The following is a 15,618-nucleotide window of genomic DNA, read 5'->3' as shown; positions in this document are numbered from 1 at the left end:
TTTCTATTATAGCTTAAGGAAAGGTATAATGTTAGACGAAGGAAGTGACCAACAAAATGGAATGGTTTTTATTTATTATAGGTGGTGCAGTCATCGGTATCATTTCCGGTTTCTTTGGAATTGGAGGCGGGATTGTTCTGACGCCAACCTTACTTGTACTTGGCTATGAACCGAGCCAGGCGATCATTCTTTCCTTGATGCTGACATTGGGATCGACTGTGACAGGGACCATGTCACACATTCGGTTAAAAAATGTAAATGGGAAATTAGCGGTTCTCCTCGGGGTGTTCGGACTGATCGGGTCCGTCATCACCGTGCCATTCGTAAAATGGCTCGATTCAATCAATGGAGCTTCTACGGTTATCTCCATTGTTTATATTGGAATATTAAGCTGGTTTTCTTATCAGTTTTTAAGCAAACGACAAAAGGAAGCGAAAGCAAAAGGAGTTTCTGCGGCTCCCTTGATCGGTATGTTCACTGGTGTTATCTCGTCTCTTATGGGAGTCAGCGGTGGATTTGTTATGACCCCGCTCCTCTCGAAATGGCTGAAGCTTGATCTCACCAAAGCGATCGGAACCAGCATATCGGCAGCCTCCATCATCGTGTTATCGGGAATCGGCTCGTACCTGTATGCGGGGGAAGCACTCGATTATCGACATGGAATCATGCTGATCATCGGTGCCTTGATCGGAACCCCGATAGGCTCCATCCAGCTGAAACGATTTTCAGGTGTTTCTGTCAAGAAGATGCTGGCTGTTTTGTACATGGTGGTCGCAGTCAGCGTCATTTTCAAGATGTTATCGATTTCCTCTGTTTCACTCGGACTGATCTTGGTATCCGTGCTCGTATTCTTTGGAATGCTGATTTATTCGCAGCAGCGATCAAAGAGAGTAGAGAATTATTGATTTGGCTGAAAGCTGAAAGTCGGTCGAGCAAGCGGTTAAGCACGTTTGTAGGTCTGAAGAAGAGATGCATAACGAAATAGAGAGGACATTCGCATAGCGAGTGGCCGCTCTATTTTTTTGCAGCGTTTAATGGTAAATTTGCAATTTGTGTAAATCGCTTCATTTTCAAAAGTCTGGCAGGATTAAGTGAAAATGTTCTAGAAACTAGTCTATATAGGGGAGTGGATGTCGAAAGGGGGAGAGTGTCCGGTATTCAGTGAATAGAGGTCTCTGTTTATTTTTCTGAAATTTCTTTCTTTTAGTCATTCTGTACGGATTATAAGATCTTTTGTAGACAAAGTGTCTAATGATAAACATGCTTTTTCAAAATAAACTTAGTATAAGTCAATAAAATATGTAAGCAAAGGATGATTCTATGTCAATCAATCGAGAAAGATTAAAGCGTCATCTAGAGGAGTTAGCAGAAATCGGAAAGATCGGGGAGACAGGCGTTTGCCGCCTGGCCCATTCCAAGGAGGATCGCCAGGCGGTGGAAGTGGTGAGAGGCTGGATGGAAGAGGCGGGTTTGAAGGCAAAGATTGACGGCTTCGGAAACTTGATTGGAAGGATTGAAGGAGACGACAAAGACAAACCGATTCTGATGCTCGGCTCACACATTGACTCTCAGCCATATGGAGGGAGATTTGACGGGACAGCCGGGGCATTGGGAGCAATCGAAGTCATTCACAGTATGAAGGACAATGGAATCGTCCCGGACCGGACCATTGAAGTGATTTGTTTTTCCGATGAAGAGGGCTGCCGGTTTAACAAAGGAGTATTTGGAGTCCGGGCTATAGCCGGGATGCTGGAAGAAGGCGAACTGGATCGTAAAGACAAGATGGGTGTGACGAGAAGGGAGGCGTTGAAGGAATTCGGGGTCGAGCCGGATGTAACCGCAAGTCCTGTATACCAAAAAGGTGAGATCGCAGCGTTTCTGGAGTTACATATTGAACAGGGGCCGGTCCTTGAGGAGAAGGAAAAACCAGTCGGAATTGTATCAGGCATCTCTGGTCCGATCTGGCTGACCGTTACACTCGAAGGATTCGCTGGTCATGCGGGATCGGTACCGATGCCGATGAGGCAGGATGCACTTGTCGGGGCTTCGGAGATCATCCGGAAATTCGATGATCTGGTTAAAAGAGAAGGAACCGAAACAACTGTAGGAACGGTAGGTAGTATGCAGGTGTTCCCGAACTCAAGAAACATCATTGCCGAAAAGGTGGAGTTCACCGTAGACCTTCGTGATATCGACGTTGAATCACGCACGAAACTTGAGGGAAAACTCTATCAAATCATCGAAGAGACTGCTTCCGGTTACAACCTTAAATACGAGATCAAAGAAGATACCCGAAGCGAGCCGAGATATTGTGCAGACTGGATCAAGGACATTATGAGAGAGGAAGATGAAAAGCTTGGACTAGATTCACCGACCTTAATGAGCGGCCCTTTCCATGATGCCTTATTCATGTCCTATATCAGCGATTACGGGATGATCTTCGTCCGCTGCGAAAAAGGCATCAGCCACAATCCACTGGAGTTTGCGGAGATGGATGATATTGAAAAAGGGGTAGAGCTCCTTTATGCGACGGCATTGAGGATTTGTCAGGGACATGGGGACAGGAGCCTTGTCCCAAAAGACGGCTCAGCTGCTGTTCATGAAAAGTAAGAGAAGACTGGGACGAGGGACCTGTCCCTCTGTCCCAGTTGGGAGGTGATCGTTTGAGAGCGACAATGCTCTTCATAAACGGAGAAGTGGTTACTGTGAATTCTGAATTTTCAGTGAAAGAAGCGGTTGCCATTCAGGATAATAAAATACTCGCAGTTGGCACGAATGAAGAAATTTTACCATATGCAGGTGCAGAAACGAAGATTGTGAATTTGGAGGGAAGAAGTCTCCTGCCCGGCTTTATTGACGCCCATGCCCATCTCGAACTTTATGGAACCAATAAGCTCGGGGTGAACGGCAAGGAGGCAGGGAGTATAAAAGAACTCCTCGGGAAGTTGAAGGAGAAAGCACGATTGACTCCAAAGGGAGAATGGATACGGGGCTGGGGTTATAACCAAAACACCCTTAAAGAGGGAAGGCATGTAACACGGTGGGACCTTGATCAGGTTTCCACCGAACACCCGATTATTGTGGTTCGGACATGTGGGCACATATCGTGCGTGAATACGAAAGCGCTGGAGCTTGCGGGTGTTCAACCTGAGACACAAGACCCGAATGGAGGGAAATACGGCCGGGAAAATGGCGAATTAACCGGGCTGCTGTTAGAAGCCGCACATATGAACATGTTTCTTTTAGCCAATTATTCTGAGGAGGAAGTGGAGCAGGGATTGGCCCTCGCTTCCCAGGATTATTTGGAAAAAGGAATAACGAGTGTCCATGATGCCGGGGGATATGGACCTGAACATATTCGATTCCTTCAAAAAGCAGTAGGAGCAAAGAGAGTAAAGCAGAGGGTCTACGCACTTTACGGTTCGCTGCATGATTCTGTAGAAATGGTGGAGAAAGGCCTGGAAAGTGGAATCGGGTCGGGCCTTGGGGATGAGTGGATGAAAATCGGGCCAGCCAAAGTGTTTATCGATGGAAGCAGCAGTGGTCCTACTGCTAAGACAAGGGAGCCATACTCGAGCAATCCGAATGACTCAGGCATTTTATATTTGAACCAGGAAGAAATAAATGAGTGCCTCGGAAAAGCGCATGAATCGGGGTGGCAAATCACCGCACATGCCATCGGGGACAAAGCGGTTGAAATGATGATTGGAGCCATTCGCCATGCTCTTGAACGACACCCCCGTGAAAATCATCGTCACCGTATTGAACATTCCGGCATGACACCATCGGACCTCATTCACCAGATAAAAGAGTTGGAGATTGTTCCGATACCAAATCCAGCCTTCATTTATGAATTCGGCGACGGCTACGTGAAAGATTATGGTGAACGGGTCGATGTTATGTTCCCCTTAAAGAGTTTTTCAGAAGCACAGATTCCTTTTGCCATCGGATCGGACAGTCCAATCACCATCGTGGATCCGCTCCACGGGATTTACTCAGCAGTCACTCGCATGAGTAAATCCGGTGAAGTGATAGGGGCCAGACAACGAATCACCATAGAGGAAGCGATTAAGGCCTATACATGGAACGGTGCATATGCCAGCTCTGAAGAAACCATAAAAGGCAGCATTGAAGCCGGGAAGCTTGCCGATCTGGTTGTGTTGAATGAGTCAATTTTACACTGTGAAGCTGAAAGATTACGAGAGTTAAAAGTAGAGTTAACGATCCTTGATGGGAAAGTGGAATATGCAGCAAAAAAGGAGGGTGTCTTATGAGTAAAAGCGCATTTACGAAAATCTATTGCTTGTCTCTGATTTTCCCGTTTCTTCTTTTGATTTTCCCCTTGTTTTCAATCGGAAACAGGGCAACTCCAATCATCATGGGGATGCCGTTTTCGGTATTCTGGGTGATTTTATGGATTATCATTACCTTTTTAATCGTTCTTGTACTCTATCGAATCGATCCTGACAAAGATGAAGAGGAGGTCAATTAATGGCAGATTGGCAGATTGCAATGATCATGATGATCGGCTACCTTGTGATTGCACTAGTAGTTGGTGTGATGGCAGGAAGAGGTCATGATAAAAATTCTTTGGATGAGTTTACCGTAGCAGGCGGAGGCCTCGGCTTGGTTGTGATGTGGTTCCTGATGGGAGGCGCTGTGTTTAGTGCCTTTTCATTTCTTGGCGCACCCGGGTGGGCATATTCCAAAGGAGCACCTGCACTTTATATATTAACTTATACCGCTTTTGCGATTCTCCCATGGTACATCATTGGTCCGAAAATCGGAAAAATCGGCCGTAAATTCAATATTTACACGGTTTCCGGCTTTATGAAAAAACGTTACGGAGGTAAGACGCTGCCGATCTTAATCGGAATCATTGCGTTACTCGCTTCCATTCAATACCTTGCCACGCAGATGAAAGGGATGGCCTACATTTTCAATATCATGACAGAAGGGCGAATTCCTCTTTGGCTTGGAGCCCTGCTTGCGTATGGAATCGTAGTCGTCTATGTTGCAACAGGTGGATTGCGGGCAGCGGCATGGTCTGACGTGTTCCAGGGGATCTTAATGATTGTCATCTCGTGGGTAGTCGGCCTTGCGATTGTGAATAAGCTTCATGACAGCGTGGGTGGGATGTTTACAAACCTCGTTCAGGACAACCCTGCCTTTTTTGAAATCGGAAATAAAGGGTCTACCATGTCAGGGACAGCTTATACGACCACGATTCTCGTATCTCTCATAGGGTTCTTAATGTGGCCCCACCTATTTTCAAAATCATATGCATCCAATGCACGAACGATTAAGAAAACCGTATTGGTGTATCCGATCTTTGCCCTGTTCCTTATCCCCCTATTATTTGTTGGCTTTTCAGCAGTGAATGTAGTCAATCCAGCTGACATTGGAGCACCGGATGAAATTCTTCCTTACCTGATCACCACTGTCCTTAGCCTTCCCGGTTGGGTTTACGGGCTTGTAGGTGCAGGAGCGTTAGCGGCAGCCATGTCTACGGCAGATGCCATCACCCACAGTGCCTCACTGGAATTTACGGACGGGGTCATTAAGAATGTAAAACCGGACCTTTCAGATAAAACCACATTGCTTCTGATGAGAATCGGTGTGTTTGTTGTCGGAGGACTTGCTTACTTTATCACCGTATTCGGGGGTCAGGGGCTCATCGCCCTATTGCTCGGAGCTTATGGTTCCATCGTTCAATTCGCACCCGGCGTATACGGAGCCCTCTATTCGAAAAGAGTGACTGGACCGGCGGTTATCACAGGACTCATCGTCGGTACATTTGTAAACTATTATTATCAGTTAGTCGTAGAAACCACGCTATTCGAAATCCATGCTGGTATTCTTGGATTGATCTGCAACATCATCATAGTCATCGTTATCAGTGCTTTCACCCAGCAAAAGAGTATCAGGATTGCTGAGGAGTATCGCAATATCGGATCATAATGGGTCATGGGGACAGGCACCTTGTTCTCCGACGTGGCTGTCCTAAGTGGGCTCCAGGACAAAAACTTGAAAAAGAAAAAACCAAGAATGCTGTTAGATCAACATTCTTGGTTTTTTGATTTTGATCGTTTTTCTAACTATGACTTTTTAGACAACCTTTTTGTTTATTGCTCGATCTTCTTTTTAATGGACTCAATCGATTGGTTAAGCTTCAATAAGTCAACCTCTCCTGTTTGGATATCTTCCAGTTTGTATGCTTGTTTCAATTCAATGATCCGGTTAACACTGGCATCAATTCGACCTTCGGATATTTCCCCGTTTTGGACGGCCTTTTTAAGTGCGTCCATTGCCGCGAGGGCTTTATTATAATCATGTGCGATTAGGATCAGGTCGCTGCCCGCTTTTACGGCTTGAACGGTCGCTTGGCCCATTCCGTAGTTGTTCGTAATGGCTTTCATGGTCATATCGTCAGTGATCACTGCACCGTTGTAGTTCATCTTCTTGCGTAAGAGGTCCGTGATGACGTTCTTGGATAATGACGATGGATAGGTGTCATCGATCTTGGGAAGCAGGATATGAGCAACCATGACGAGATCAGCTCCATTGTTGATGGCCTCCTTGAATGGAATCAGCTCCAGGGATTCGAGTTCTTGAATGCTTTTGTTGACAACCGGAAGCTCCAAGTGTGAATCAACGGAGGTATCCCCGTGACCTGGGAAGTGCTTGATGGTTGAAAGGATCCCCTCGGACTGGATCCCTCTCATTGTTTGGATCCCTAATTCACTGACGATATCAGGGTGATCGCTAAAGGATCGATCGCCGATCACCGGGTTATTTGGGTTACTGTTCACGTCGAGTACGGGAGCGAAATCCAGATTGAACCCATACTCTTTTAATTCCATTCCGAGAATCGTTCCCACTTCAAAGGAAATATCCGGATCGTTTAAGGCTCCTATCTTTTTGTTTGTAGGAAAGTTCACAAGTCCTCCAGGTAATCTTGTGACGTTACCGCCTTCCTGGTCGACACTTAATAGAAGTGGTAACGGATTATTGACGTTGTCTTCTTTCATTTTATTAAGGAATTGGACCGTTTGATGGGGTCCTGACAAATTATCGGAGAAGAAGATAAATCCCCCTACTTTGTACTGCTGGATTAGGGTTTTCGTATTTTCACCATCCTGAGTTCCATTCACACCGGCTATGATCATTTGGCCGATCTTTTCATCCAGGCTCATAGTAGAAAGGATATCTGAATCTCCCGTGTCCTCTTTCATTTGGGAGATAACCGAAATGTGATCTACTTTGGGATTCTTATTTTCAGTTGATGGTTTCGGCAATATCCATTTTAATTGGTAAAGGGAGTTCACATCATAGATGAAAATGACCTGGTCATGTGAAGCATCCTGGTAATGTTTCGTCGCATCGGGATTGCCACTGACTTCTTTAATGTCATTGAGTCGAATCTGCTGCAGGGCAGGGTCAAAAGAGCGTACATCAAAAATGACGTTATCTTTGAAGCCGACTGTCGTAGAATGCTTGGAGAAATCTTCGTAAATTCCGGCTTCTGCTTGAACGGAATTGTCTGGTTTTCCCCATTTATCTGTTATGTCATCCATCTGTGTCAACCCTGCTGTGATGGGGATATTCGGCACTTTTCCCTCTTTAGCCGCGGATACAACTTCTTTGATTGAAGCCGCGGATGAAGACTCATTTTCTTCGGATGAATGTTCGGCCGGTTGATTCTGATCCCTATTTTTTTCGATAAAAAAATAGTTTAGAGTAATCAAAATAAAAGTAAGAGATAAAAGGAGATAAATTATTTTTTTATAGGACATAAGATTCTTCCTTTCTTTAATGGAGAATCCGCTTATAAAGGCAACTTTACAGTACCATCCCTATCGATAGAATGACATTTTTCGAGAGTAGAGTCATGTTTTCTTTTTAGCTTCTTCTCCATTATGTATCTTGTTCTATTTCTTTTAATCATAAACGTATATAAACAGCGTCAATTAATCGGTTGTAATGCCATTCCTTATATCATACTAACCTCCATATACATATTCCCCTTTGGTTTGGGATCAGTATTCAAGAGATATGTATAGAAGGAGCCTATTATAATGGAGGGGATCCTACACCGAAAATGATTGAAAAGGGATTGGAAAAGCTTCTTACAGGACGATTGAATAAGGTGTTCTCAAAGCTTCAGGTTAGCGAGGCGGATATTTTAAGACTGGGCCAATTTTTCAGAAAAGAAATACCGAGGATGGACTTAAAGGAATGGAGATCGAAGTATTATCAAAACTTGTCCACAGACTTTTTAGTTGATGGCGATATTCGAAATTCTGGGAATTTAAAGAACCCCGACTAAGCACATAATTTTCTTGTGTTTTAACAAAATAAGGAGACGTATTCTTTTTAACCGATAAGGGGTTGGTTTAGCTTGATGTTAGTATGGGGACTCATTCTCTTTTTAGTAGTTGCTCTGATGATTATGCCAAAGAGGTTAACCGTTAGGGAAAATTTCATCATGTTTCCGTTGGTGGGATATTTTGCTGCGGGGGCACATATTCTGGTAGGCATCATGTTGGATTTTGTGGATGTTGGACCAACCAAAAGTGTTGAATTTTCCGATTTTGTACTGGTGGCCTTTGCTCCCTCGTTCATTGCACTTTTATTCTTGAATTTTATGAAACCGGAAAAACCTGTGTTTTATGTACTCGTTTGGACAATTTTCTCATTCTTTTTAGAAATATTACTTAGTTTTAACGATTATATGAAGTATTTTGAGTGGAAAATCTGGTATTCCATTCCTGTTTATGTTGTGGCATTCTTTTTGCTGCATTGGTTTTTTCAACATGTAGTCCGAAATGGATCTCAGGGTTCATAGGTTAGCGGTGTATTGACATCAAACTAAAAGATAGGGAGGTTCTGCTGATACGAGAACCATCCCTATCTTTTTTCTCTCTTTTTTGTGAAATACAGAAAGATGAATAACTTTTGTACACCATTTGTTCAATATTTTCTTTCCATTTATGCATTGACATAGTACATTATTTTTATAAGCATATGAATAAGTTATTTCGGGTATAGACCAATGAAATAGCAGTGGCAGAGTTTCTGTCCTCTTGCCAGTCAGGATCTTGGTTATGGACTGATCACATTATCTTGTCTTATAGAAAGAAGGTCGAATATGGTGCAGGTATCAAAAAAGTTTTATGAATTTATGAGCGAACGTACATGGCAGTTGATGGAGGATTGGTATGAGTCGCTGGATAAAAGTGATCCGGCGGGCGTGTATTCTTCAACGGATCCTAAGGTGATTCAAACGTTGAAGCGTCAAAATCACGAATTTCACGAACGCTTTTGTGTCCTTTTTAAGGATATAGGACAGGATGCACTATGTCATTTCGCCCAGTGGATCGAGAAAATTGCAAAGGATGAAGAACACTTACAAACCCCTACTCACTATATACTGAGGGAGTTCTTCAGAACTCAGGATCAGTACCTGGAGATTTTGCAGGAATTTAACCGCCAGCATGGCAGTGAGTTTCCACCGGAGAGTATCGAGTCATTCAGAGAATTGATTATCAAAACCTTTAGTCTTGTCATTTCCAAGTTTACCGAAGAAAATTACGAATATTCCCAAAGACGCCTGAAGGCACAGCAGGAAATGATCAGGGAGTTGAGCTCGCCGGTCATTTTAATTGATAAGAAGACAGGGGTGCTTCCTCTTGTCGGGGATATCGATACAGGAAGGGCGAGATATATCCTCGAGAATACTCTGGCCGAATGCGTCGATAAAAATGTTGAGCACTTATTCATTGACTTATCCGGTGTCATCATGGTGGATACCATGGTCGCCCATCAATTATTCCAGATCATCGAAAGCCTGAACTTGATTGGTGTGAAGAGCACGATTTCCGGCATTCGCCCGGAAATTGCCCAAACAGCGGTTCAGCTGGGTATCTCATTCCAGAATATTTCTGTCACTTCGACTCTTGAACGTGCCTTGAACGAACGTCAGTAGAGTGAAGTCCATTCAACGGGCGATTACGTGTAATCGCTCGTTTTTTGGTCTTAAAAAGTTATTTGTTTAAGACCAACCTATATAGGGAATTACCCCCATTATAGAGTGAATTTGGTATGATATGCCCTTGGGAAATTCACGATAGAAGGAGGGGCAACATGCAATTCGTCAAAATGATCCGATTCGACCAAAATGGATTTACCTGTGGTCCACCTCAGTCCGACTCTATCTATAAAGAGAGAGAGCAGATTTTTATTAATCGGGAGATCGATAATCTTTTTCATACAGGTCAATCGATTTACACCTCCGAAATGATCATGCCGCGAAACACTGATCGGCATTGGTCCGGTTGTTATTGTTATTTAGAGGAGTTCACACAGGTGGTTTCTGAAAATCGTCATATAGGCTTCCTTCCCAGGGAAAGCGTGATATGGGTGAGAAATAAGAGCCATCTCGGTGGCGGGCTTCCCTACTTTAATCGCTTTGTTCATCCATTGGAGGAAGAAGGAACAGATGATGACGATAATATGATCATTGATACATGGGTGAAAATGAGCGTAGAGGATGCATTGGAACGAACGCGTCTTTGGAAAAAAGAGCATGGTTCGCTCCCTGGGTGGATCACGGAATGCTACCTGATGGAGAGACAAGTGAAACTTCTAGTCTTTCCTTCTACTAATGAAAAGATCATGGAATTTTGGTTAAGTAAAAATTAACATACTGAGAGTCATGAATGCCCCGTCTTTTTGTTATAATACATAGTAGTTTATCTTACAATCTAATGTAGGTTGAATTGTAACGTTTTTCGTTCACTTTCTATGTAAAAGGGGAATTCACTTGAAATTTGAAGAGATTAATCAAGAACTAGTGACATTATGCCGGACGTCAGATCCATTTCATATGGCAGAAACGGTGATCGGAGACCAATTAAGAGGTTTGGATATCCTGTCGTTAAAGGGGATCGAGCGTAAAAAGGCCCTTCCGGGAGACGTGGTCAACCTGTTGATCATCTATTTCTTCACAGAGGTCAAAGGTACGGTATACCACAGGAACGCACTTTCTAAGTTATATAATCATTGGGTCTCTAATGAAGTGTTTACCTTTTCTAAGGCAAAAAAGATGATCGAGCTGGACATGCATGAGCAGCTAGGTGAAATCGACCGTTTATAGATATGCGAAAGGTCTGGATCCATTGGGATTCAGACCTTTTTTCGATGTTTAATATCTGGATGATGGGCGAGCTCAAACCTTATCTCTGCTTGTCCCGTCATTTGAGACTTTTAGTAACAAATTATTTTGCCCCAAATACATACCCTTAATATGGTAAAATGGAATTACATGTTTTATTTTTGGAATATTTCGTTTTCAGAGGAGGGGAATACATATATGGTCACACCACAAACAGCTCCCTTTTTGATCAACAGGATGAGGGAAAAGGACATGGATTCGGTCATGGATTGGTTTGTGCAGCGTAAACAATCATTCTATGCCTTGGGACGGATTTATGTTAGTAAGAAAGAGGAACTGGAAGAGATATTTTATCGTTCGATCATCATGGTACATAATGAATTAAACCGTTTGAAAAAAGATTCTTCATTTGACTCGTGGGCCATTTCTCATTTTTTACATATTGGTCGGGAGCTGTCTAAAGATAAAAGTTTCCGCGTTTCAGAAGGTCAGAATCCCGATCAAACCCTTTTTCACGCCTTACATAATTTGAAAAAACATGAAAAAGAAGCAATTGCTTTGACATATTTCATAGAATGTTCTCTTGAGGAAGTTGGACGTATTCTTGAGATATCAGTTGAGAAGGTTAAATCCTGTGTATTTTCAGGTGTAAGAAAGCTTAGGGAAGAGTTGGGTCACGGTTCTTTCGAAGGTTGCTGGAAATTTCATGAGCATTATCTTGATTATTTAGGAAGGACGATGGATCGGCCTGAAAAGGTAGAGTTTGAGATGCATATTTACCATTGTAAGGACTGTCAGGAGGATTTGGCCACTTTTCAGGAAGTGATGCTGACTCTGACAGGAATGACAGAAGCCGTGGAGATCCCTGCCGGATTCATGGAGAGGGTCAAGAGTAAGGTGGAGGAAAGAGAAACGCGCAGGCAGAGGAAGAAAAAGAAACGGAAATCGATATGGCTTTCCTTCGCAGGTGTTTTCGCGATGATCATATCGATCGGATTCGTGACAGGTGGATTCTCCAGTCTCTACTATGCATGGACGGAAGAGGATGAACAATTGCGTGCCATCCTCCAGCATGACCTGGGGGAACGGTTGAATCTCGAATCGGAAAGCAATGGGGTGAAGATCACCATTAAGAGTGTTGTCGCCGATGATGTACAGACTCTTGTCTTTTATGAAATAGAGGATACCGAGAAAGACAATCGTTATATGATGAATGCTCATGAAGGCGTCCATATCGAGAATGAATATGACGTTATGAGGCGTGATCAGCAACACATGTACTATTCTCCTCCTGTCGATCAAGACGAAATTCAAAATGAAGATAAAAATGTGTATAAAGGCACCATGAGTCTCTTGCCGGTTTCGGTGGATAGCGGGTCCATTAAACTGAATGTGGCAAGGCTCATGCAACTAGCTCAGGACCCCCAAAAGGACGAGGCTTTCAGTAGGGGAATGACATTTGCCGAAGGGGATTGGAGCTTTGACATTCCGTTTACAAAGCAGTCATCCCGGGTCCATAAACTGGATAAGGAAATCGACATTGACGGGATTCCGCTCCGCCTGGATAAGCTGACGATTGCGCCGACCACGACACTCCTGCAGTACAGCTTTCAGAATCAGGGTGGTGATAAACGGATTGACGTCATTACTTTTGGTTCCCTTGAAACGGATAAGAAGAAGGTGGAAGCAGACCTTTTTGGAGGCAATATGTATGTGGAATCCTTCGACCAGGAAGGCTGGAGTTCGTTTACATCCAACTTTGACCCCTTGTATTTTGAAAATCCCAAAGAGGTGAACATACAATTTGATTCCATCCATCTTTCCGTAGACGACCGGAAAACGATCGAACTTGATGCCGCTAGGGATATGCCCCAGACCTTTGAGTATCTCGGAAACACGATTTCAATTGATGAAATCAAAGTCGGAAACCCGGCGAAGGTGATCCTGACGCATGATGTATCGAAGGATCGTGCATATGAAAGAGTGATTTATGGGTTCTCTAGCGACCATTTGATGAATGAAAATATCTCGATGGGAATAAGTGATACTGATGGCGTATTGATGGACAAAACCGGCAAGACACATAAAACTGATGTATATGAGTATGATCAAATAGATCAGCCCCGCTACTTTGAAAAGGTCCAAACGATCGAATTTTATAACGACTCTTCGGGGGAAGATGTAACTCCAACGAAGCTTGAAATCGAGGGCTACAGCACAACGAAATATGTGGATGATCGGGTGAAGGTGAAGTTAGATTAGGAAGATAAGATAAAAAGAGGGACGGACCTCCTGCTGGTTTTTAGCGCAGGAGGTCCGTCCCTCTTAAGTGAGAATAACTTCCCCCAACAGAGAAACAATAGGTTTGTCGTGACAAGGGTGACAAAGTTAGTTTTCATCGTTGTTGAAACCGTCACCACCGGAAGCCTATGATGAGATTGAGAGAAATGATTCATTATTATATACATGAAAGGATGAGTGAAGTGGCTCAATCAAATATGAAAGTCGCGGTACAAAAGTTTGGTAACTTCCTCAGTTCAATGGTTCTGCCGAATATTGGCGCATTTATCGCTTGGGGTTTAATTACAGCGTTGTTCATACCAACTGGGTTCTTTCCAAATGAAAGCCTTGCCAAACTGGTAGGTCCGATGGTTACGTACCTGTTGCCGCTCTTAATCGGATATACAGGAGGTAAGCTCGTACACGACCAGCGCGGTGGGGTCGTGGGTGCAATCGCGACAATGGGTGTCATTGTCGGTGCACCGGATACACCGATGTTCCTGGGGGCCATGGTCATGGGACCTCTAGGAGCTTACGTTATCAAGAAATTCGACGGAATGATTGAAGGGAAAATCAGAGCAGGATTTGAAATGCTCGTCAATAACTTCTCGGCCGGTATCCTAGGAGGAATCCTTGCGATCCTTGCATTCCTTGGCGTAGGACCTGCCGTGGATGCCTTCACGAATCTACTGGTTGCAGGTGTCGACTGGCTTGTTGCAGCAGGATTACTGCCACTGACAAGTATCCTGATCGAACCTGCAAAAATTTTATTTTTAAATAATGCCATCAACCACGGTGTATTGTCACCGATTGGACTGGAACAGGTTCAGCAGGGTGGAAAATCGATTCTTTTCCTTTTAGAAGCAAACCCGGGACCGGGTCTTGGTATTCTGCTGGCGTTCATGTTCTTTGGAAAAGGAACAGCGAAACAATCGGCTTCAGGAGCAGGAATCATTCACTTTTTCGGTGGGATTCATGAGATTTATTTCCCGTACGTATTAATGAAACCGATGCTATTCGTTTCTGTCATCCTTGGTGGAATGAGCGGTGTGTTCACCCTTGTTTTATTAGGAGGAGGATTGGTATCACCGGCATCACCTGGTAGTATCCTTGCGATCACGGCCGTTACACCTCCTGAAGGAATGGCGTATCTGGCGAACTTTGCAGCCGTCCTTGTGGCAGCAGCCGTATCTTTCATCGTGTCTGCCATAGTGTTGAAATCAAGCAAAACAAGTGATGAAGACATTGAAGGCGCAACGAAGAAAATGCAAGAAATGAAAGGCAAGAAAAGTTCCGTTGCCGGTCATGTAAGCGGGCAGGGAACAATGCCTGAAGAAGTAAACAAAATCGTCTTTGCCTGTGATGCAGGCATGGGCTCAAGTGCCATGGGGGCTTCACTCCTCCGTAAGAAAGTGAAGGCGGCAAGTCTCGATGTCAGCATAACGAATACATCCATCAGTAACCTTCCATCGGACGCTCAAGTGGTCATCACACAGGAAGAGTTGACGCCGCGTGCGAAAAATAAGCTTCCGAATGCGTATCACATTTCTGTGGATAATTTCTTATCGAGTTCGGAATATGATAAGCTGATCGCAAGTCTTCAAGATGGGATCACAGATGAACAGGCAGAGGTAGTCGAAGAAGCAGAGGAAGAAGCGGTGGACGCTGAACCGAATGCAGATCACGATGATGATCTTCTGCTTGAAGAGAACATCTTTATGAACCAGGAATTTGCCACAAAAGAAGAGGCGATCCGATTCGCAGGAGAAGCCCTCGTCAAAGCAGGATACGTGGAAGAAAGCTATGTAGATGCTATGATTGACAGAGAAGGAATTACTTCTACCTATATGGGTAATAATGTAGCCATTCCACACGGTACGGAAGATGCGAAGAAAGCCGTTATCAAATCCGGCTTCACGGTCGTTCAAGTTCCGAACGGCGTGGACTTCAACGGTGAGAAGGCGAAGATGATCTTCGGTATCGCCGGCAAGGACGGCACACATCTGGAAATCCTATCAGGGATCGCCGTTGTCTGCTCCGAGCAGGAAAACGTCGACCAGATGGTTCTGGCCAAGTCAGCCAAAGAACTGAAAGACATCATTAACAGCAACTAGAACAATCATTCAGAAAGGCGGGATCCCTGCCTTTCTGTTCTCATTTGT

Annotated in this window: 13 protein-coding genes; 12 read left to right on the top strand and 1 reads right to left on the bottom strand. The window is 44.0% G+C overall.

All coding sequences use genetic code 11. The features are described 5' to 3' along the window. Positions 1-56 precede the first annotated feature (56 nt). The 5 genes from AC6CIB_RS07030 to AC6CIB_RS07010 all read left to right on the top strand — a co-directional run bounded on the left by AC6CIB_RS07030 (position 57) and on the right by AC6CIB_RS07010 (position 5,961). Entirely contained in the window at positions 57-905 is an 849-nt protein-coding gene (locus AC6CIB_RS07030) for a sulfite exporter TauE/SafE family protein (protein WP_498279115.1), read from the top strand. Between the two features lie 415 nt (positions 906-1,320). Then, positions 1,321-2,610, top strand: a complete 1,290-nt coding sequence (locus tag AC6CIB_RS07025) for a M20 family metallo-hydrolase (RefSeq protein WP_498279114.1) — start codon at positions 1,321-1,323, stop codon at positions 2,608-2,610. Between the two features lie 53 nt (positions 2,611-2,663). Next, positions 2,664-4,274, top strand: coding sequence for an amidohydrolase (locus tag AC6CIB_RS07020; RefSeq protein WP_498279112.1), 1,611 nt, complete (start codon positions 2,664-2,666; stop codon positions 4,272-4,274). Beyond that, entirely contained in the window at positions 4,271-4,492 is a 222-nt protein-coding gene (locus AC6CIB_RS07015) for a DUF3311 domain-containing protein (RefSeq protein ID WP_498279110.1), read from the top strand. The genes AC6CIB_RS07020 and AC6CIB_RS07015 overlap by 4 nt, the downstream gene beginning before the upstream one ends. After that, a complete protein-coding gene (locus AC6CIB_RS07010; protein WP_498279108.1) occupies positions 4,492-5,961 on the top strand; it encodes a sodium:solute symporter family protein in 1,470 nt (489 codons plus the stop codon). The genes AC6CIB_RS07015 and AC6CIB_RS07010 overlap by 1 nt, the downstream gene beginning before the upstream one ends. 164 nt (positions 5,962-6,125) lie before the next feature. On the opposite strand, the gene nagZ is transcribed toward AC6CIB_RS07010, so the two are convergent. Further along, positions 6,126-7,796, bottom strand: coding sequence for a beta-N-acetylhexosaminidase (nagZ, locus tag AC6CIB_RS07005; RefSeq protein WP_498279106.1), 1,671 nt, complete (start codon positions 7,794-7,796; stop codon positions 6,126-6,128). A 218-nt stretch (positions 7,797-8,014) separates the two neighbouring features. On the opposite strand from nagZ, the gene AC6CIB_RS07000 reads away from it, so the two are divergent. The 7 genes from AC6CIB_RS07000 to AC6CIB_RS06970 all read left to right on the top strand — a co-directional run bounded on the left by AC6CIB_RS07000 (position 8,015) and on the right by AC6CIB_RS06970 (position 15,570). Continuing rightward, positions 8,015-8,329 carry a Ger(x)C family spore germination C-terminal domain-containing protein gene (locus tag AC6CIB_RS07000; protein ID WP_498280495.1) on the top strand — a complete coding sequence of 105 codons (315 nt, stop codon included), beginning with the start codon at positions 8,015-8,017 and terminating at the stop codon, positions 8,327-8,329. 72 nt (positions 8,330-8,401) lie between these two features. Then, positions 8,402-8,848 carry a hypothetical protein gene (locus tag AC6CIB_RS06995; RefSeq protein WP_498279104.1) on the top strand — a complete coding sequence of 149 codons (447 nt, stop codon included), beginning with the start codon at positions 8,402-8,404 and terminating at the stop codon, positions 8,846-8,848. A 303-nt stretch (positions 8,849-9,151) separates the two neighbouring features. Continuing rightward, entirely contained in the window at positions 9,152-9,988 is an 837-nt protein-coding gene (locus tag AC6CIB_RS06990) for an STAS domain-containing protein (RefSeq protein WP_498279102.1), read from the top strand. Positions 9,989-10,146: 158 nt separating this feature from the next. Continuing rightward, a complete protein-coding gene (locus tag AC6CIB_RS06985; RefSeq protein ID WP_498279100.1) occupies positions 10,147-10,704 on the top strand; it encodes a hypothetical protein in 558 nt (185 codons plus the stop codon). A 121-nt stretch (positions 10,705-10,825) separates the two neighbouring features. After that, entirely contained in the window at positions 10,826-11,158 is a 333-nt protein-coding gene (locus AC6CIB_RS06980) for a hypothetical protein (RefSeq protein WP_498279098.1), read from the top strand. Positions 11,159-11,374: 216 nt separating this feature from the next. Beyond that, positions 11,375-13,438, top strand: coding sequence for a DUF4179 domain-containing protein (locus AC6CIB_RS06975; RefSeq protein WP_498279096.1), 2,064 nt, complete (start codon positions 11,375-11,377; stop codon positions 13,436-13,438). Between the two features lie 221 nt (positions 13,439-13,659). Then, positions 13,660-15,570, top strand: a complete 1,911-nt coding sequence (locus AC6CIB_RS06970; RefSeq protein ID WP_498279094.1) for a PTS mannitol transporter subunit IICBA — start codon at positions 13,660-13,662, stop codon at positions 15,568-15,570. The last annotated feature ends 48 nt before the right edge of the window (positions 15,571-15,618 follow it).

This window comes from Rossellomorea sp. GQ25 (genome assembly GCF_059758515.1).
This window is presented reverse-complemented; position numbering and strand designations above follow the sequence as displayed.

What these genes read in the sequence shown, in the direction of transcription:
- AC6CIB_RS06990 (WP_498279102.1), top strand. Translation starts at nt 9,152, where the DNA reads ATGGTGCAGGTATCAAAAAAGTTTTATGAATTTATGAGCGAACGTACA.
- AC6CIB_RS06985 (WP_498279100.1), top strand. Translation starts at nt 10,147, where the DNA reads ATGCAATTCGTCAAAATGATCCGATTCGACCAAAATGGATTTACCTGT.
- AC6CIB_RS07015 (WP_498279110.1), top strand. Translation starts at nt 4,271, where the DNA reads ATGAGTAAAAGCGCATTTACGAAAATCTATTGCTTGTCTCTGATTTTC.
- AC6CIB_RS06975 (WP_498279096.1), top strand. Translation starts at nt 11,375, where the DNA reads ATGGTCACACCACAAACAGCTCCCTTTTTGATCAACAGGATGAGGGAA.
- AC6CIB_RS07030 (WP_498279115.1), top strand. Translation starts at nt 57, where the DNA reads ATGGAATGGTTTTTATTTATTATAGGTGGTGCAGTCATCGGTATCATT.
- AC6CIB_RS07025 (WP_498279114.1), top strand. Translation starts at nt 1,321, where the DNA reads ATGTCAATCAATCGAGAAAGATTAAAGCGTCATCTAGAGGAGTTAGCA.
- nagZ (WP_498279106.1), bottom strand. Translation starts at nt 7,796, where the DNA reads ATGTCCTATAAAAAAATAATTTATCTCCTTTTATCTCTTACTTTTATT.
- AC6CIB_RS07010 (WP_498279108.1), top strand. Translation starts at nt 4,492, where the DNA reads ATGGCAGATTGGCAGATTGCAATGATCATGATGATCGGCTACCTTGTG.